The sequence below is a fragment of the Flavobacterium sp. genome, assembly GCF_044341185.1.
Classification (GTDB): domain Bacteria; phylum Bacteroidota; class Bacteroidia; order Flavobacteriales; family Flavobacteriaceae; genus Flavobacterium.
The window spans coordinates 38,465-58,050 of the sequence record NZ_JBIISE010000003.1; the positions used below are offsets into that span (position 1 = coordinate 38,465).

Consider the following 19,586-nt stretch of genomic DNA (forward strand, 5'->3'; position numbering starts at 1 on the left):
ATGAAAAAAATAATTTTAATACTAAGCTTCATTCTCACTGGAATAAGTTATTCGCAATCGGTAAAGGTTTCAGGAATTCTAAAAGATAGCGACAATTTGGTTATAGAAACAGCGAATGTAATGGCCATTAACCAAGTCACAAAAGCAATGGATGCCTATAACATTACCAGTGAAAAAGGTGAATTTTCATTAAACTTAAAACCCAATACTGAATATATTATTAAAGCCGGTTATATAGGTTATGCGCCTTTTGAACAAAAAATTACAACTACAAAAGAAAACCAAACTTTTAATATTGTTTTATCAAGTTCAAATACCATTGAAACCGTTGAGATTGTTCGAGAAATGCCTGTAAGAATTAGCGGTGACACCATTATTTATAACTCAGATTCGTTTACAAATGGTACCGAAAAAAAGTTAGAAGATGTTCTTAAAAAACTACCTGGCGTATCTGTTAACAAAGATGGTGAGATTTCTGTAGAAGGTAAAACGGCCCAAAAGTTAATGGTTAATGGAAAAGATTTTTTTGATGGCGATACTAAATTAGGGGTTAAAAATATACCTGCAGATGCCATTGACAAAGTACAAGTTTTAAGAAATTATAATGAAGTTTCTAATTTGAAAGGATTGGAAAATAATGAAGAAAATATTGCCATTAATATAAAATTAAAACAAGGAAAAACTAACTTTTGGTTTGGAGATGTGCTTGCTGGAGAAGGCATTATCGACTCAAAAAACAGAAGTATTGTTAATCCAAAACTATTTTATTATAGTCCAAAATACAGCGTTAATTTAATAGGTAATTTAAATAATATTGGTGAGTTACCGCTTACCACGCAAGACTATTTTAAATTTACAGGCGGATTTAGAAATATGATGCGAAAAGGGGGTTCTAGTTTCAATGTTTCTTCAAACGATTTGGGAATTGGGGGATTGAGAAACAATCGTGCAAAAAATATTGATACGAAATTTGGCGCGGCGAACTTTTCCTATAATCCATCGAAAGTTTGGACAATTAGTGGATTTGGTATTTATTCGTACAATAAAACCGATTTACAAACCGACAATGTTTACAATCGTGTAGATAGATTGCCAAATGGATCAACCGTAAATATTACAGAAACACGTCAAGACATTTCTAGACAGAGAAACAATTTAGGATTGTTTAAATTAAGTAGTAGCTATGTACCTTCTACTAGAATGCACCTGGATTACGATGCATTACTAAAAACATCTGATCAATTGGATAGACAAAATGTAGTATCAAGTTTACAAGGGAATATTTTAACCGAAAAAAACCAACAACCTATTTCATTAAATCAAAACTTAAACTACTATTATACGTACAACGACAAAAATGTATTTGCTTTTGAAATGCAAAATTTATTTCAACAAGAAGATCCGTTTTATAATGCCAATTTACAAATACAACCATTTATTTTGGCAGGATACAATAGTACTCAGTCAAGAAACAGCATCAATCAAAACCGATTTATTAAAACAAATAAAACGGATGCAAAATTTGATTACTATTATATGGTAACTCCAAAAAGTAACATTAACGTTACCATTGGAAACACGTATTCGTATCAAAACTTTAACTCAAATATGTTTCAAACATTAGATAATGGCACACAAAATAATTTATCCGATAGTCAAAACACTAATAATGTAAATTATGTATTTAACGATGCTTTTGTTGGCTTACATTATAAAATGTTGGTTGGGAAATTTACTTTTAATCCAGGAGTTACTTTACATCAATTTAATACCAGTGACACCCAATTGAACAGCGTAAATAATATGAGTTTCAATAGAGTTTTACCTGATTTCTTTGCATTATGGCAAATGAAAAAATCACAAACATTATCCTACAATTTTTCATTAACCAATAATTTTACAGATGTCATAAAATTGGCACAAGGGTATGTGTTTTCAAATTATAACAGTTTATTTAGCGGAAATAGATTCTTAGAAAATTCAATTTCACAAGTACACTCTTTGCGTTTTTTTAAATTTAGTATGTTTAATATGGAAAATATTTCTGCTAATATTACTTATACAAAACAAACAGATATTATTACGAACCGCGCCTTATTAACAGGTATAAATCAGGTTTCAAGTTCTGTAAATATCAATTCAAATTTTCCAAATGAATCACTTTCAGGAAGAATTAATTATGGAAGATCTTTTGCAAGATATTTTAAAGCAGATGGAGGCGCAAGCATCAGCAGAAGTACAAATAACAATATTCGTGTAAATCCAGATAATTCTGAGTTTATTCAAAATACAAAATCGTTTACACAAAATTATAAAATTGGGTTTTCAACAAATTTTAAAAAAATCCCTAATATAGAATTGGCATACGATTATACAGTTAACGATTTTCAAAACCAGATAAATTATGTAGATAATCCATCGGTTACATTAGAATATTTCTTTTTAGATGCCTTTTCTTTTACGTCTGAATACAATTTTTATCACAATAGAGATAAAGCGAAAACTTTTGATACTGAATATGATTTCTTAACCGCATCCTTATCATACCAAAAAAGAGATAGTAAATTTGAGTATAAAGTAAGTGCAACCAATTTATTAAACACAACAGCACTAAACGACAATAGTTTTAATGCCTTAGGTGGTTCTACAAACTTTTCGAGTTTTTATGTACAACCTCGTTTTGTAGTTTTTAGCTTAAAATATGTGTTATAATTAATACAAGTATAAAACCCAAAAACCCGATTTGTATCAAAAACAAATCGGGTTTTTTATTGAATAAAAGAATTACATCCCTGTTCGAATGGCTTCTACAGGATCTAATCTTGAAGCTGAAATAGCGGGTAAAATCCCTGAAATTAATCCAATAATTATTGACAAACTTGAGCCTAATAAAATATTAAAAGAACTCAATACAAACTCAAAATCTAGAACGTTTGTTAAAACTAAGGCAATTAACCAAACCAAAACGATTCCAATTAATCCACCAAACATTGCCAAAATAACAGCTTCAAATAAAAATTGAAACAATATAAATCTGTTTTTAGCACCTAATGCTTTTTGAATTCCAATTAAATTGGTGCGTTCTTTAACAGAAACAAACATAATATTTGCAATTCCGAAACCACCAACTAAGAGAGAAAATATACTAATTCCCCATCCCGCAAGATTCATTTTACCAATAATGTCATCAATAAAACCAGTAAATCCAGAGAGAATATTTACAAAAAAACTATTAATTTCACCCGCTCGTAAACCTCTAATATTTCTCATTTTATTGGTTAATTCTGCTTTAAATTCTTCAATATCAACACCTGCTTTTGGCTTTATTAAAATAGCTGGTGTAAAATTTATACTGTTGTCACCATATAATTTTCTAATATTATTTACAGGCAAAAAAACCGCAACATCATTAGAATCTCCAAAGGCATTTTCCCCCATTTTTTTTAATACGCCTATTACAGTAAAACGTTGACCATATAACCGAATTTGCTTTCCAATTGGTTCGTTACCTTTAAATAAGCCATCTGCAACTTCACTACCAATTACAATTACGGAAGTTCCTGAATTGGATTCCGCTTCATTAAATAACCTTCCTTTATCTACTTTAAACGGTTCAATTTCAAAAAATTCATTTGTAGAAGGTTTCACTCTAATTGAATTTACTGTATTGTCGTCATATTTTATACTTTGATTTTTCGTAAAAAAATTAAATGAAATTTTATCTATATCAGGCATACTTTTTTGCAAATATTGATATTCATCATATTTTACTTGCGGAAATTGGTCGCGCTTCCATTTTTCAACTTCCGTTGGTCCAAAAGAATATTTAAATAAATAAATGGTGTTTTTATCCATTCCGTCTAAGCTGTCAACAATATTTTTCTTCAATGAATCCACTGCTGCTAAAACCGCAATAATAGAAAAAATACCAACAGTAACTCCAAGTAAAGAAAGAAACGTTCGTAATTTATTACTTCTCAGTGCATTAAAAGCAAAAGCAAAACTTTCTTTAAGTAAACGAATATATAGTATCATAAAATTATATCTTAAATATTTGTAGTCAAAAAGTACTATTTGTTACAATTTTTAAAGGAAATTTATTTGAAAATGTTACACAATTAGAGATTACAACTATTGGATTTTCTTAATCAAATTGTTACTTTTGCAGTTCAAAACAAACAACAACATAATGACTCACACAAAACAAATCAAATCGGCATTAATTTCTGTATTTGACAAAACTGGTTTAGAACCTATCATTAAAGCACTTCATCAAAATAATGTAACAATTTATTCTACAGGTGGAACGGAAGATTTCATTAAAAGTTTGCAAGTTCCTGTTGTAGCTGTAGAAGATGTAACTTCTTATCCATCTATTTTAGGCGGTAGAGTAAAAACATTACATCCAAAGATTTTTGGAGGAATTTTAAACCGTCAAGATCACCAAGGCGATGTGGCTCAAATGACAGAATTTGATATTCCTCAAATTGATTTGGTAATTGTGGATTTATATCCGTTTGAAAAAACGGTTGCTTCGGGTGCAAATGAAGCTGATAGTATCGAAAAAATTGATATTGGTGGAATTTCATTAATTCGCGCTGCAGCCAAAAATTTTAAAGATACTGTAATTGTTGCCTCTGTAGATGAATATGCTACTTTCTTAAATTTTTATACAGAAAATCATGGCGCTACATCTATCGAGCAAAGAAAATTATTAGCCACAAAAGCTTTTCATACTTCATCAAATTACGATACTGCTATTTTTAATTATTTCAATACTGAAGATACGTATTTAAAAATTAGCGAAGAAAAAGGACAAGTATTACGTTATGGTGAAAATCCACATCAAAAAGGATATTTCTTCGGAGATTTCGATAAAATGTTTACGAAATTACACGGAAAAGAATTATCGTATAATAATTTATTAGATGTTGATGCCTCTGTAAATTTAATAAATGAGTTCAAACATAACGATCCAACTTTTGCTATTTTAAAACACAATAACGCGTGTGGTTTGGCTACAAGAGCTACGATGAAAGAAGCCTATTTAGATGCATTAGCAGGTGATCCTACTTCAGCATTTGGTGGCGTACTTATTGCAAATGGAAATATTGATGTAGCAACAGCAGAAGAAATAAATAAACTATTTTGCGAAGTGGTTATTGCACCATCATACGACCAAGAAGCTATTGATATTTTAGAAGAAAAAAAGAACCGCATTATATTAGTAATTAATGATGTTGCGTTACCTGCAAAAAATGTTCGTACGTGTTTAAATGGAATATTAGTTCAAGATAAAGACAATATTACCGATTCAGTTGAAATATTGAAAACAGCCACAAAAACAGCTCCGACAGCAGAAGAAATTGAAGATTTATTATTTGCATCAAAAATTTGCAAACACACTAAATCGAACACAATAGTTTTTGCTAAAAATCGTCAATTATGTGCTTCTGGAACTGGACAAACTTCAAGAGTTGATGCCTTAAATCAAGCCATTGAAAAAGCCAAAACATTTGATTTTGATTTAACTGGAGCAGTTATGGCAAGTGATGCTTTTTTCCCATTTCCTGATTGTGTAGAAATCGCAAATAAAGCAGGAATTACAGCAATTATACAACCTGGAGGGTCTATAAAAGACGAATTAAGCATTGATTATTGTAACGCTAATAATGTTGCTATGGTGATGACTGGAGTGCGTCATTTTAAACACTAAAAACGCCTAAAAAATATCGCTATTTTAAAACGCATTAAAAAATATTTTTTTAATGCGTTTTTATTTTAAATAATTCCAATTTATTTTTATACTTTTGTTAGTTGAATAGATTTACACAAAATACTAAACCCTTCAATAAATATGGGATTTTTTGACTTTATGACTGAGGACATAGCAATTGACCTTGGTACCGCAAATACACTAATAATTCACAACGATAAAGTTGTTATAGACTGTCCTTCAATTGTTGCGAGAGACCGAATAACTGGAAAAATAATTGCTGTTGGTAAAGAAGCCAACATGATGCAAGGAAAAACCCACGAAAATATAAAAACAATTCGTCCACTAAAAGATGGAGTAATTGCCGATTTTGATGCGTCTGAAAAAATGCTTCAAATGTTAATTAAAAGCATTCCTGCATTAAAGAAAAAACTTTTTACACCAGCACTACGTTTAGTAATTTGTATTCCTTCTGGAATTACAGAAGTAGAAATGCGTGCAGTAAAAGAATCTGCAGAACGTGTAAACGGAAAAGAAGTATACTTAATTCACGAACCAATGGCAGCTGCAATTGGTATTGGAATTGATATTATGCAACCAAAAGGAAATATGATTGTCGATATCGGTGGTGGAACTACAGAAATTGCCGTGATTGCATTAGCAGGAATTGTTTGTGATAAATCTGTTAAAATTGCTGGTGACGTATTCACCAACGATATTATTTACTACATGAGAACACAACACAATTTATTTGTAGGAGAAACTACTGCAGAAAAAATTAAAATACAAATTGGTGCCGCAATCGAAGATTTAGAAAGTCCACCAGAAGATATGTCTGTTCAAGGTCGTGATTTGTTAACTGGAAAACCAAAACAAGTCGATGTTTCTTATAGAGAAATTGCTAAAGCGTTAGACAAATCTATTCAAAGAATTGAAGACGCAATTATGGAAACGTTATCTCAAACACCACCAGAATTAGCTGCTGATATTTATAATACTGGTATTTATTTAGCAGGTGGAGGTTCAATGTTAAGAGGTTTAGATAAACGAATTTCATTGAAAACAGATTTACCCGTTTATATCGCTGAAGACCCTTTAAGAGCGGTTGTAAGAGGTACTGGAATGACACTTAAAAACTTAGCGAAGTACAAAAATATTTTAATTAAATAAGCACGTAATACATGCAGCAAATTATAATTTTTCTTATAAAAAACAGCTATAAATTGCTGTTTTTGCTGCTTTTGGGTATTTCATTAACGCTTACAATTAAATCACATTCTTACCATAGAAGCCAGTATATTAATTCTTCGAACGCTTTTTCAGGTTATACTTATAGCAAAATAAATAATGTAAAAGAATATTTTGGTCTGCAACAAAAAAATGAAGATTTAGCAAGAGAAAATGCAAGATTAAAAGAAATTTTATTCAACAAAAAAGACACTATTCTAGAAAGTAGAATTGTAGTCCCAAATATTTTATCGGATTTTGTAGTGAGACAAGCAAAAGTGATAAAAAATTCTTACACCAAACAAGAAAACTTTTTAACGTTAAGTAAAGGCTCTTTTGAAGGGCTAAAAACAGATATGGCTGTAATTAGTGATAAAGGTGTGGTTGGAATTATAGAAAAGACATCTAAAAATTTCGCAACAGTAATCAGTATTCTTCACACGAAAAATCCATTAAACGGTAAAATAAAAAATTCTGATCATTTTGGTTCAATAACTTGGGACGGTAAAAATGCGGGCTATGTGCAACTTATTGATGTACCAAAGTTAGCAACTTTGAAAAAAGGCGATACCATTGTAACCGGAGCTCAATCTGCAATATTTCCTGAAAACATTCCAATTGGAAAAATTGAACAAATATTTGCTGAAAAAACCAGTAACAAATTCGTAATAAATGTTAGGCTTTTCAACGATATGACATCACTTGGCTATGTGTATGTAATTGAAAATAAAAAGAAAAAAGAAAAAGAAACACTAGAAGCAGAAACAGAAAAAGATCCAACAAAGCAGTAATGAATAGTAACTTCATTTTAAATTTAATACGTTTTATTGTTTTACTAACAATACAAATTGTTGTGCTTGAACAAGTAAAATTAGGTGGTTGGATTAATCCTTATTTGTATGTGCTATTTATAATTTTATATCCAATTAACTCAAATAAATCTGGTTTTATAGCCGCAAGTTTTTGTTTGGGTTTACTTATGGATTTATTTTGCGATAGTGGCGGTGTTCACGCAACTGCTTCTTTACTTTTAGCCTATTTTAGACCCTTTTTCTTGAAATTTGCATTCGGGTTAAGTTACGAATATCAAACCATCAGAATTGCTGATAAACTATCTGTAGACCGATTTACTTTTATTATGTCTGCAATTGTTTTTCATCATTTAATACTTTTTAGTTTAGAATTATATCGATTCGATTTGTTTTTTGAAATTATTTCGCGTACAATTTTGAGCACCATATTTACTTTTACACTATGTATTATTAGTATTTACTTGATTAAACCTAATAAACGATGAGAAAGACTTTATTACCAACCCTTATCATTATATCATCTATCCTGTTATTGGTTCGTCTTTTTTATTTACAAATTATTGATGATACTTTAAAAATAAAATCTGAAAATAATGCCATAAAAATAAAATTCGATTTCCCTGAAAGAGGTTATATTTATGACAGAAACGGTAAGCTATTAGTAGCTAATCAGCCGTCATATGACATTATGGTTGTTCCAAAAGAAGTTAAAGAAATTGATACACTTGAATTTTGTACTATTCTTCAAATCACAAAAGAGGAATTTATAGAGAAAATAGAAAAAGCAAAAATATATAGCCCAAGATTACCTTCTCTTTTTCTTCCACAATTAAATAAAATGGAATTTGCTGGTTTTCAAGAAAAAATAAGAAAATACACTGGTTTTTATATTCAAAAACGTTCCTTAAGGGAATATCAAACTAAACATGGTGCCAATATTTTCGGATTTATTACCCAAGTAAACGATGCTATCATTAAAGATAATCCTTATTATAAAAGTGGTGATTTAATAGGCAGACAAGGTGTTGAAGAAGCATACGAAGAAATATTACGTGGTGTAAAAGGGGTGAAATACATTCTAAAGGACAAACACAATAGAGAAATTGGCTCTTATAAAGAAGGAAAATTTGATACCATTGCCAAACAAGGTAGCGATGTAACTCTATCTATAGATGGAGAACTACAAAAATATGGAGAAGAATTAATGGTAAACAAACGTGGTGGAATTGTAGCTATTGAACCTAGTACGGGTGAAATTTTAGCTTTAGTTACCGCACCATCTTATGATCCAGCTTTATTGGTGGGTAGACAACGTTCAAAAAACTATACAAAATTATACAATGATTCGATTGCAAAACCTTTATTCGACAGAGGTTTATTGGGTGAATTTCCTCCTGGATCTCCTTTTAAAATTCTTACTGGTTTAGTAGGATTACAAGAAGGTGTAATTGACCCTCAAACATCATTTACGTGTAACCATGGATTTTCTTATGGTCGTGGTGCATTTATGCGATGTCACTGTCCTGGTGGTGTAGTGCAATTAAATTTTGGTATATACAAATCTTGTAACACCTATTTCGCAAATGTTTATAAACGTACCATTGAAAAATATAAAAGACCAAAAGATGGTGTTGATGTATGGTCAAATCATTTAAAAAGTTTTGGTTTAGGAAAATTTATGGGATACGATTTGCCCCCAGGGAGAAAAGGACATATTCCAACTTCAAAATTCTATGAGCATTTTTATCCAAATGGTGGTTGGCGTTCTACTACAATTATTTCAAATTCAATTGGTCAAGGTGAAGTTTCAATGACACCTATTCAATTGGCAAATATGATGGCTACTATTGCAAATAGAGGTTATTATTACACACCTCACATCATAAAAACAATAAAAGGCAAAAAAATAGATTCAAAATATACCACAAAACATATTACAACTATTGATAGAAGACATTTTGATCCTGTAGTAAATGGTTTATTTGATGTTTACAACAGAGGAACTGCTTTTGGTTTAGGAGTAGATGGTTTGGAAATTTGTGGAAAAACAGGGACTGCTGAAAATTTTGCTAAAATAAACGGAAAACGAGTACAATTAGAAGACCATTCTGAATTTGTAGCTTTTGCACCAAGAATTCGTCCAAAAATTGCCATTGCAGTAATTGTAGAGAATGGTCATTTTGGAAACACTTGGGCAGGACCTATAGCCACATTAATGATTGAAAAATATTTAAATAAGAAAATTACTCGTACAGATTTAGAAAAGCGAATGTTAGAAGGAAATTTAAATTATCAATATCGAAAATTATATCCAAGTAAAGATTCTATTCACAAACCAAAGTTAGACAAAACAGATTCGATTCGAATGAAATTAAAATCTAAGAAAGAATTAGAAAAAGACAAGAAAAAAGAAGTAGAGAAGAAAAAAGTAGCAGAGAACAAAAAGTAATCATATCTAAATTTTATCTATACATTCCAAAATAAAGGGAAAATAAACACAAATGAAAAATCAAGATATAAGTAATTCCATCGATTGGATAACCATTTTGTTATACTTCATCCTAGTAGTATTTGGTTGGATGACTATATATTCTGTTACCGTTCCTGCTAATCAAGAATATACTTTTGATTTTAGTATGAATTATGGAAGACAGATGATATTTATGCTTATTTCTATTCCCATAATATTTTCTATTCTATTTATAGATTCAAAAGTTTTTGAGCGGTTTTCTTCTGTATTTTATGGCATTGGAATTGCCTTACTTTTAGGTTTATTTGTTTTTGGAGTAAGTAAAAAAGGACAAACTAACTGGTACCAATTTGGAGGGTTTGGGTTTCAACCTTCCGAGTTTGTAAAAACTGCTGTTGCCTTGCTTTTATCTAAATATTTAAGTGATGCGCAAGTAAACTTAGCCAAAAAGAACTTTCAATATATTGCCTTTGCTATTATTGGTATTCCTGTAATACTCATCTTATTACAACCAGATACAGGAAGTGCAATGATTTTTTTATCCTTAATTTTTGTATTATTTAGAGAAGGATTACCAGGTTGGTATTTATGGACTGGAGCCATTTCTATCGCTACTTTCCTTTTAGCGCTTATTATAAAACCCATATATTTAATTTCATTTATTGGAATATTTATGGTGATTCATTTTATATTTAATCGACTAATTACACGGAATCCAATTGTTTATGGCTTAATTTTTATTGCAATTTCGCTTTTTTCCTTTTCGGTAAGTTATGTATATGATAAGGTTTTAGAACCCCATCAAAAAGATCGTATTAATGTGCTTTTGGGAAAAGATGTAAATATGAAAGCGGAAGGATATAATTTAAATCAATCCATGATAGCCATTGGTTCAGGTGGGTTTTTTGGTAAAGGATATTTAGAAGGCACGCAGACCAAAGGTGGTTTCGTACCAGAGCAACACACTGATTATATTTTTACTACAGTAGGAGAAGAATGGGGTTTTGTTGGTAATGTATTAGTAATTGGTTTATTTGTGAGTTTATTTTTACGAATATTATTTCTAGCAGAACGACAAAAAACAAGATTTAGTAGAGTGTATGGCTATTGTGTCGCCACGTATTTATTTACTCACTTTTTTGTAAATATTGCTATGCTTATACGATTGTTTCCAACCATAGGAGTACCACTACCCTTTTTCTCTTATGGTGGTTCCAGTTTGTGGGCATTTACTATTATGCTTTTTATTTTTATTAAGTTAGATGCGAATAAAGTTAATGAGTGGTAAACATGTTAGTTGTATTGAAAACTAAAAATATACTTCATAAAAGAGTAACAATTTTAAGCATATTATTGTTATTACTTTTTGCAAACAGTAGATTATATTCTCAAATTATTTATACCGATATTCCTGACGCCACACCTAATGCAACTTATTCTTTGGATTTAAATAATGATACAGTTGTTGATTTTATAATATATTTTGGCGGAAGTGGAAGTACAATTGGAGTTATGTGTAATCCGCAAAACAACAATGCCTATTCTGGGAATTTTATTAATGGAACTTATTTACCTTGGGCATTATCAACATCTAATCCAATTTGTGCATCTCTTGCAACTTGGTATGATTTTAATAATCCTGGTACTTTGGCATTGGGAACAAACATAGGGCATTGGGTAGGTGCTTCAGATAAATATTTAGCACTAAAACTAATTGTAGGTACAAATACATACTATGGTTGGGCACGAATAGATATTTTATCAAATTCCGCATCTTTTACTATAAAAGATTATGCTTATGAGAGCACACCAAATGCTTGTATTCAGTCAGGGCAAAACAGCTTAGAAATTAGTGAATATTCTAAAAATAAACTTTATTCAATCTTTCCTAATCCATTTAAATTTTCTACTACTATTCAAACAAAAAGTAATTTAAAAAATGCCTGCTTAAACATTTATAATTCAAACGGACAAATAGTTAGACAAGAAAATAATCTTTCAGGGCATACAATTTTTTTATCACGTGATGCGCTTTCAAGCGGACTGTATTTTATAAAGCTAACAGAAGAAAATAAAGTAATTGCAATAGAAAAAATACTAATTACAGATTAATTTTTAGTATTCTACTCCTAGAATAATAATAAACTAAAAAGCCATTCGAAAAAATGAATGGCTTTTTATATTTGTACTAATTCGCTATTTTGATGCTAATTTTTCTTTTACCTTCTTAGTCTTTTTTGTTTTAACTAAAGTTGCTTTTACGTCATCAGAAGTCAAATCAGTTAAAACATTTAATGTTTCTGTCATATAAACATCTTTCATTAGTTCCGCATGCCATCTTTCACGTTTTTCTTTTAATAATTCATCTTTAGCCATTAAATCTAATTCGTAAGGTAAAGAAGTAAAATTAAGGTTGTTTTTATATTTGTCAAGACTCTTAAATTTTTTAGTTTGCGATTCAATATCGGCAATTTCTTTTTTATAAGCAGCATAATTTAAACTTATAGAATTGTCTTCTTTTCTATCGTTTATCCACTTAGCGTTTTCAGAAATCAAATTAAAATTTTCATTTGTAGCAATTCTTTTCTTACTATTTGCAATTACTTTTTCAAAGTTTAAATCTAATGGCGAATAAATTGCTGGCTCAATTTTATCCCACGGTAAAGCACTTTTTTCATCTTTTTCACCCGTTTGCATAAAGCTAAAGCGATCTGGCATTACAATATCACTTTTTACACCTTCTAATTGCGTAGAACCACCACTAACTCTATAAAATTTTTGTGTAGTAGTTTTTAAAGCTCCTAAATCTCCATATTGATTACCACGAACAAATTCGTTTAATTCAAAAACATTTTGAACTGTTCCTTTTCCGTAAGATTGCTTACTTCCAATAATAATTCCTCTATTATAATCTTGAATGGCCGCTGCAAAAATCTCAGATGCAGAAGCTGAATAATTATTAATCATTACTACTAGAGGACCATCCCATTGTACTTTAGGATCAGAATCTGGTAAAACTTGTGCTTTTCCTCCTGCTGGTTTTACCTGAACCACAGGTCCTTTATCTATAAATAAACCTGTCATTTTTACTACCGTTTCTAACGAACCTCCGCCATTGTCACGTAAATCCATCACAATTCCTTCCACATTCATGGCTTTTAATCTTTCGACTTCAATGGCTACATCTTTAAAAGCATCTCGGTTGGATTTGTTTTCAAATGATTGGTAAAATTTTGGTAAATAAATCACCCCAAATAACTTACCATCTTTATTCACTAAGGTAGATTTGGCGAAAGTTTCTTCTGTTTCTACTTCATCTCTCACAATTGGAACTACTTTTACAGAACCGTCTACTTTTTTTACAGTGAGTTTCACCAAAGTTCCTTTTGGACCTTTAATTTTTTTAATCACATCATCTAATCGCATACCTGCAATATCAATTGGTTCTTCATTAGCTTGAGCTACTTTAATAATAACATCACCTTGTTCTAATAACTTACCACGCCATGCTGGGCCTCCACTAATTAATTCTGATACTTCAATACCTTCATTTTTCTTTTGTAAACGTGCACCAATTCCTTCAAATTTTCCACTCATGCTTACATCAAATTTTTCTTTATCTTCTGGAGAAAAATAATAAGTGTGTGGATCGTATTGCGTTACAATGGCATTGATATAAACCGTAAACCAATCTTCACGTGTTAACTCGGCAATAAAACTAAAGTTATTATTTAAATTACTTTCTGTAGTTTTTCTAGCCGTTTTTTCTAATTCTTCAAAAGATTTTGGTTCGGTTTTTTCTGCTGGTTTTTCCTCTTTAGCCACATTCTTTTCATCTATAATTCCAGAATTTAAAGCGTTTTGAATGTCTTCTTTATCAGTAATTTCACTTAAAACAGCAAGTTCTAATTGCTTTCTCCAACGCTGATCTAAATCTTTCACAGTAGCAGCGTATGGCAGTTTTTCATAATCTACATTAATAGTTTCGTTATCGTTTAAATCTAAAGGTTTTGAAAGAATACTTGTGTAGATTACTTTCGATTCTTTCATTCTTTGCAATAATCGTTTATATGTTAAATCAAAAAATGACAAATCTTTACTGCGAATCATATCATCAATAGCTAATTCGTATTTTTGAAATTCTGCAATGTCCGGTTGAATAAAATATCGTTTGGTAGGATCTAATGACTCAATGTATGCGGCATACGCTTTTTTAGAAAATTCATCATTTAATTCAATAGGTGAAAAATGACCTTTTTCTAATACAAAAGACAACAATTCAATTAACATTTTATCTTTATCGTCGCCAGTTAGTTTTTTTGAAGGAATAAAGCTCCATAGTCCCGCAACTACTATCCCAACAATCAATAAAACCTTATAATTTCTTTTCATAAATTCTATACTTTTTTTCATTTTTAACTTCTAAAATCGTGCCAAATAATAACTGTTTTACTCGTTACAAAAACAAGATAACAAATTTAATATTTTAATCTGCAAATAAATCATAATTTATAATAAATTAGCAAATAATTTAACACATTTTTATAATGAAAAAAATTCTAGTCACAAATGATGACGGTATTGCTGCTCCAGGTATAAAAGCTTTAACGGAAGTCATGCATGAATTAGGTGAAATTTATATTATTGCTCCAGACAGTGCACAAAGCGGAATGGGACATGCCATAACCATAAATAACACATTAGAATTAAAACATATTCCTAATTTTTTAGGCACAAATAATGCCTTCAGTTGTTCTGGAACACCAGTAGATTGCGTGAAAATGGGCGTACATGAAGTTATGAAAAGCAAACCTGATTTATGTGTTTCTGGGGTCAATCATGGATCCAATTCTTCTATAAATGTAATTTATTCTGGTACGATGAGTGCAGCAGTTGAAGGTGGTATTGAAGGGATTCCTTCTATCGGATTTTCTTTATGCGATTATAGTTGGGATGCAAATTTTGAATACATCAAACCTTTCATAAAAAAAATAGTTTTAGAAGTTTTAGAAAACGGTTTGCCGGAAGGTGTTGTTTTAAATGTAAATTTTCCAAAAACAGACCAAATTAAGGGATTTAAAATTTGTCGTCAAGCAAAAGCTACTTGGGAGGAAGAATTTGACAAGCGTACCAACCCAATGGGCAAAGAATATTATTGGTTAACTGGAAAATTTGTAAACCACGACAATGGCGAAGATACCGACGAATGGGCATTAGCTAATGATTACATTTCTATAGTACCCGTTCATTTTGATTTGACGGCGTATCATGCAATCCAGCAATTAAATAGTTGGAATTTATAGTCTCTAAATCAGTTTTCTTAAAAAATTCTAAAGGATTAAGAAAGTTTTCTAACCGAATCTCTTTTTCTTAATTCTGTTTTAATAATAACTGTTTCGAATATTCTTTCAGATTCAGAGTCTGGAATTTCTTCAATTCGTTTGATGATTAATTCGGCTGTTTTTTGACCAATTTCTGGCGCATGTTGGCTGACTGTAGATAAGCTTGGCGTCATTCTTCTTGACCATAAGCCATCTGCAAAACCAATAATTGAAATATCATTTGGAACATGAAATCCGTTTTTTAAACAAAATTTCATTGCAGCAACGGCAGCATATTCATCAACTGCGAAGATTGCATCTGGTTTTTTATCTAAAATAAGTTTTCCCATTTTTTCATCAAAACCTTCATCTGAATCGGTCAATAAAGCTAAAGTTGCATCAAATTTCTTATTATTTTTTTGCAACGCTTCTTTATATCCGTTTTCTCTTAATTTTCCTACGCTCAAATTATTAATTGAAGAAAATAGAGCAATTTTTTTACAATTAGTATCAATTAAATATTGCGTCGCATCTACTGCAGAGTCAAAATCATCAACAATAACTTTATCGCATTTTAATTCAGGTGCAATTCTATCAAAAAGAACTATTGGCGTTCCATCACGCAATACATTATATATATGTGTAAAATTATTTTCTTTCTGTGTTTCTTCTGCTAATGCTAAAATAAAACCATCAATAGCTCCATTATCCAACATCTCAATCATCTGTTTCTCTTTTTCTAAAGATTCATTAGACGTACAGGTTATTAAATTATACCCTTTTTCGTTAGCATATAATTCAATTCCAGAAAATACTTTTGCAAAAAAAGGATTTAAAATATTTGGTAGAATAACACCTATAGTATAAGAGCGCTGATTTTTAAGATTTTTAGCAATACTATTTGGCTTATAATTTTTTAGCTGTGCAAACTCTTTAATCTTAATTTTAGTTAGCTCGCTAATTTCTGGGCTGTTACTTAATGCCTTAGATACGGTAGAGGTAGAAACTCCTAATTCTTTGGCTAATTCTTTTAATGTGGCTTTAGATTTCATTTTTTATACTATTTCAAATTCAAAAATATAAAAAATCAGCGAAAAGAACCTTATAATTTGAATATATTTTATGACCACTAGTAATGAGTTCAAAATCAATATAAAAGAATTTTGGTTTAGAGTTTGTAATTTTAATAAATAATTGTACTTTTGCACCCCTAATCCCTAAGTTTGGGAATAGGAATGGAATGTTTAATTAAAAATTAGTATTGTGAACACATTAAGCTACAAGACAATTTCGGCAAACAAAGCTACTGCAGATAAGCAGTGGATTGTTGTGGATGCTGAAGGTCATAACTTAGGTCGTTTTGCTTCTAAAGTAGCCATGCTATTAAGAGGTAAGTACAAGCCAAGTTATACGCCGCATGTTGACTGTGGAGATAACGTGATTGTTATTAACGCAGAAAAAATCAATCTTACTGGAAACAAATTGGATGAAAAAACGTACATCCGTCACACAGGTTATCCAGGAGGACAAAGAAGTCTAACTGCAAAAGTAATGCAACAAAAAAATCCTGCATTATTAGTAGAAAAAGCAGTTAAAGGAATGTTGCCTAAAAATAAATTAGGAGCACAATTATTCCGTAATTTAAATGTTAACGTAGGAGATGCGCATAAACATGCTGCACAAACTCCTAAAGCTGTTAACCTAAACGATCTTAAGTAATGGGAGTAATTCACAAAATCGGAAGAAGAAAATGTGCAGTAGCACGTGTTTATGTTTCAGAAGGAACAGGTAACATTACAGTTAACAAAAGAGAATTTGCTGTATACTTTCCAACTGCAACATTGCAGTACAAAGTAAAACAAGCCTTAACATTAACTAACAACGAAAATAATTTTGATGTTAAAATTAATGTATATGGTGGTGGAGCAACTGGTCAAGCTGAAGCTGTAAGAATGGCAATTGCAAGAGCAATGTGCGAAGTAGAAGCTGAAAACAGATTGGTATTAAAACCAGAAGGATTACTAACAAGAGATCCAAGAATGGTAGAACGTAAAAAATTCGGTCAGAAGAAAGCACGTAAGAGATTCCAATTCTCAAAACGTTAATATTCGATATTTATCAGAATATATTTTCAGATACATTTTTACAATTAAATTAGAAATTAAAAACAAGTTGTCGATATTTCTTTTTACTGAAAAAGAAATTAGTTTAGCATCTAAATGAAGCCTTAAGCGAAAGCTAAAAGGAACATTGCTAGAACACGGAACGTAAACTATTACAAAATGGCAAACAAAATTGACGTTAAAGAGTTACTAGAGGCTGGTGTACATTTCGGACACATGACTCGCAAATGGGATCCAAACATGGCTCCATACATTTATATGGAACGTAATGGTATTCATATCATTAACCTATATAAAACTGCTGCAAAAATTGAAGAAGCAAATAATGCTTTAAAAAGCATTGCAGCATCTGGTAGAAAAATACTTTTCGTAGCTACCAAAAAACAAGCAAAAGATATTGTTGCTGAAAAAGCAGCTGCTTGTAACATGCCTTACATCACTGAAAGATGGCCTGGTGGAATGTTAACTAACTTTATCACAATCAGAAAAGCGATTAAAAAAATGGCTTCTATTGATAGAATGAAAAAAGATGGTACTTTCATGACACTTTCTAAAAAGGAGCGTTTACAAGTAGATCGTTTAAGAGCAAAATTAGACAAGAACTTAGGTTCAATTGCTGACATGTCAAGAATTCCTGCTGCATTATTCGTAGTAGATATTAAAGCTGAACATATCGCGGTAAAAGAAGCAAAAAAGTTAAACATTCCAGTTTTCGCAATGGTTGATACAAACTCTGACCCTCGTTTGGTTGAGTATGTTATTCCTGCTAACGATGACGCTTCTAAATCAATCGATAAAATTTTATCTTTAGTAACTGCTTCTATTACAGAAGGTTTATCTGAAAGAAAATCAGACAAAGAAGAAACTTCAACTGAAGCAGCTCCAGTAGCTGAAATTGAGGCTGAAGAAACTTCAACTGAAGCATAAATACTAAAAATTCCGAAAGTAAAATTCCAAATTCCAAACTAATTTATTAACCATTTGTTATAAATTATATAAAACTGGAATTTGGAATTTTACAATTGGAATTTCTTTTTTTACATTAATAATCTAAAATTAAATAAAATGTCAAATATAACTGCTGCTGAAGTTAACAAATTAAGAACTACAACCGGTGCTGGTATGATGGATTGCAAAAAAGCTTTAGTTGAAGCTGAAGGTAATTTTGAATTAGCCATTGAAATTTTAAGAAAAAAAGGTCAAAAAGTTGCCGCAAATCGTTCGGATAGAGAATCTACTGAAGGTGCTGTTATTGCTGTTGTAAATAGTGATAATACTGCTGGTGTTGTAATTTCTTTAAATTGTGAAACAGACTTCGTAGGAAAAAATGAAGGTTTCGTAAAATTAGCAAATGATTTTGCAAACTTAGCTTTAAATTTTACTGATAAAGACGCTTTCTTAGCTTCTGATTTTGGTGGGATTACTGTTGCTGAAAAATTAATTGAGCAAACTGGTGTTATTGGTGAAAAAATTGAAATTGGTGCTTTCGAAAGATTAGAAGGTGCGTTTATCAATTCATACATTCACGCTGGAAACGGTATTGCTACATTAGTAGCATTATCTGCAAATGTTGAAGGTGGTGCTGAAGCTGCAAGAAACGTTGCTATGCAAGCTGCTGCAATGGCACCAATCGCTTTAGATGAAGCAGGTGTTGATGCGGATACGATTGCTAAAGAAATAGAAATTGCTAAAGATATGTTACGTCAAGAAGGTAAACCAGAAGCAATGATTGAAAACATCGCTAAAGGAAAATTAGGACGTTTCTTTAAAGATAACACTTTAGTAAACCAAGATTATATCAAAGATAGCTCAATGAGTGTTGCTGCTTATATTAAATCTGTAAATGCAGATTTAAAAGTAACAGGTTTCAAAAGAGCTGCCTTAGGATAATATATCTTAAAAATAATTATACCTTTA

The 19,586-nt window shown here is 30.8% G+C and carries 16 protein-coding genes; 13 read left to right on the forward strand and 3 right to left on the reverse strand.

All coding sequences use genetic code 11. The features are described from left to right. A complete protein-coding gene (locus ACIQZ1_RS01265) occupies window positions 1–2,712 on the forward strand; it encodes a carboxypeptidase regulatory-like domain-containing protein (RefSeq protein ID WP_396158304.1) in 2,712 nt (903 codons plus the stop codon). A 72-nt stretch (window positions 2,713–2,784) separates the two neighbouring features. On the opposite strand, the gene ACIQZ1_RS01270 is transcribed toward ACIQZ1_RS01265, so the two are convergent. Beyond that, a complete protein-coding gene (locus ACIQZ1_RS01270; protein WP_396158306.1) occupies window positions 2,785–4,035 on the reverse strand; it encodes an ABC transporter permease in 1,251 nt (416 codons plus the stop codon). A gap of 154 nt (window positions 4,036–4,189) precedes the next feature. On the opposite strand from ACIQZ1_RS01270, the gene purH reads away from it, so the two are divergent. The 7 genes from purH to ACIQZ1_RS01305 all read left to right on the forward strand — a co-directional run bounded on the left by purH (window position 4,190) and on the right by ACIQZ1_RS01305 (window position 12,337). Beyond that, on the forward strand, window positions 4,190–5,716 hold the full coding sequence (gene purH / locus ACIQZ1_RS01275) for a bifunctional phosphoribosylaminoimidazolecarboxamide formyltransferase/IMP cyclohydrolase (RefSeq protein ID WP_396158308.1): 1,527 nt from the start codon (window positions 4,190–4,192) through the stop codon (window positions 5,714–5,716). Between the two features lie 141 nt (window positions 5,717–5,857). Then, the gene (locus ACIQZ1_RS01280; protein ID WP_291240904.1) at window positions 5,858–6,886 is read left to right on the forward strand and encodes a rod shape-determining protein; all 1,029 of its coding nucleotides are present in this window, start codon (window positions 5,858–5,860) and stop codon (window positions 6,884–6,886) included. Between the two features lie 11 nt (window positions 6,887–6,897). Continuing rightward, complete coding sequence (mreC, locus tag ACIQZ1_RS01285) at window positions 6,898–7,734, forward strand: rod shape-determining protein MreC (RefSeq protein ID WP_396158310.1); 837 nt, start codon at window positions 6,898–6,900, stop codon at window positions 7,732–7,734. Next, a complete protein-coding gene (locus ACIQZ1_RS01290) occupies window positions 7,734–8,240 on the forward strand; it encodes a rod shape-determining protein MreD (RefSeq protein ID WP_396158312.1) in 507 nt (168 codons plus the stop codon). Before mreC ends, ACIQZ1_RS01290 begins: the two co-directional genes overlap by 1 nt. Next, complete coding sequence (gene mrdA, locus ACIQZ1_RS01295; RefSeq protein ID WP_396158314.1) at window positions 8,237–10,204, forward strand: penicillin-binding protein 2; 1,968 nt, start codon at window positions 8,237–8,239, stop codon at window positions 10,202–10,204. The genes ACIQZ1_RS01290 and mrdA overlap by 4 nt, the downstream gene beginning before the upstream one ends. Before the next feature lie 52 nt (window positions 10,205–10,256). Next, window positions 10,257–11,513, forward strand: a complete 1,257-nt coding sequence (rodA, locus tag ACIQZ1_RS01300) for a rod shape-determining protein RodA (RefSeq protein WP_396158316.1) — start codon at window positions 10,257–10,259, stop codon at window positions 11,511–11,513. A 2-nt stretch (window positions 11,514–11,515) separates the two neighbouring features. Then, entirely contained in the window at window positions 11,516–12,337 is an 822-nt protein-coding gene (locus ACIQZ1_RS01305) for a T9SS type A sorting domain-containing protein (protein WP_396158318.1), read from the forward strand. A gap of 84 nt (window positions 12,338–12,421) precedes the next feature. On the opposite strand, the gene ACIQZ1_RS01310 is transcribed toward ACIQZ1_RS01305, so the two are convergent. Next, window positions 12,422–14,638 (reverse strand): carboxy terminal-processing peptidase, encoded by a 2,217-nt coding sequence (locus ACIQZ1_RS01310; RefSeq protein WP_396158320.1) that lies wholly within the window; start codon window positions 14,636–14,638, stop codon window positions 12,422–12,424. 134 nt (window positions 14,639–14,772) lie between these two features. On the opposite strand from ACIQZ1_RS01310, the gene surE reads away from it, so the two are divergent. Beyond that, entirely contained in the window at window positions 14,773–15,528 is a 756-nt protein-coding gene (gene surE, locus ACIQZ1_RS01315) for a 5'/3'-nucleotidase SurE (RefSeq protein ID WP_396158322.1), read from the forward strand. 35 nt (window positions 15,529–15,563) lie between these two features. On the opposite strand, the gene ACIQZ1_RS01320 is transcribed toward surE, so the two are convergent. Further along, window positions 15,564–16,598, reverse strand: a complete 1,035-nt coding sequence (locus ACIQZ1_RS01320; protein WP_396158324.1) for a LacI family DNA-binding transcriptional regulator — start codon at window positions 16,596–16,598, stop codon at window positions 15,564–15,566. A gap of 211 nt (window positions 16,599–16,809) precedes the next feature. Between ACIQZ1_RS01320 and rplM the strand changes: the two genes are divergently transcribed. The 4 genes from rplM to tsf all read left to right on the forward strand — a co-directional run bounded on the left by rplM (window position 16,810) and on the right by tsf (window position 19,559). Further along, on the forward strand, window positions 16,810–17,265 hold the full coding sequence (gene rplM / locus ACIQZ1_RS01325) for a 50S ribosomal protein L13 (RefSeq protein WP_353150478.1): 456 nt from the start codon (window positions 16,810–16,812) through the stop codon (window positions 17,263–17,265). Further along, on the forward strand, window positions 17,265–17,651 hold the full coding sequence (gene rpsI, locus ACIQZ1_RS01330) for a 30S ribosomal protein S9 (protein ID WP_091310242.1): 387 nt from the start codon (window positions 17,265–17,267) through the stop codon (window positions 17,649–17,651). Before rplM ends, rpsI begins: the two co-directional genes overlap by 1 nt. 177 nt (window positions 17,652–17,828) lie before the next feature. Then, the gene (gene rpsB, locus ACIQZ1_RS01335; protein ID WP_396158326.1) at window positions 17,829–18,596 is read left to right on the forward strand and encodes a 30S ribosomal protein S2; all 768 of its coding nucleotides are present in this window, start codon (window positions 17,829–17,831) and stop codon (window positions 18,594–18,596) included. Window positions 18,597–18,734: 138 nt separating this feature from the next. Beyond that, complete coding sequence (tsf, locus tag ACIQZ1_RS01340; protein ID WP_396158328.1) at window positions 18,735–19,559, forward strand: translation elongation factor Ts; 825 nt, start codon at window positions 18,735–18,737, stop codon at window positions 19,557–19,559. Window positions 19,560–19,586 lie beyond the last annotated feature (27 nt).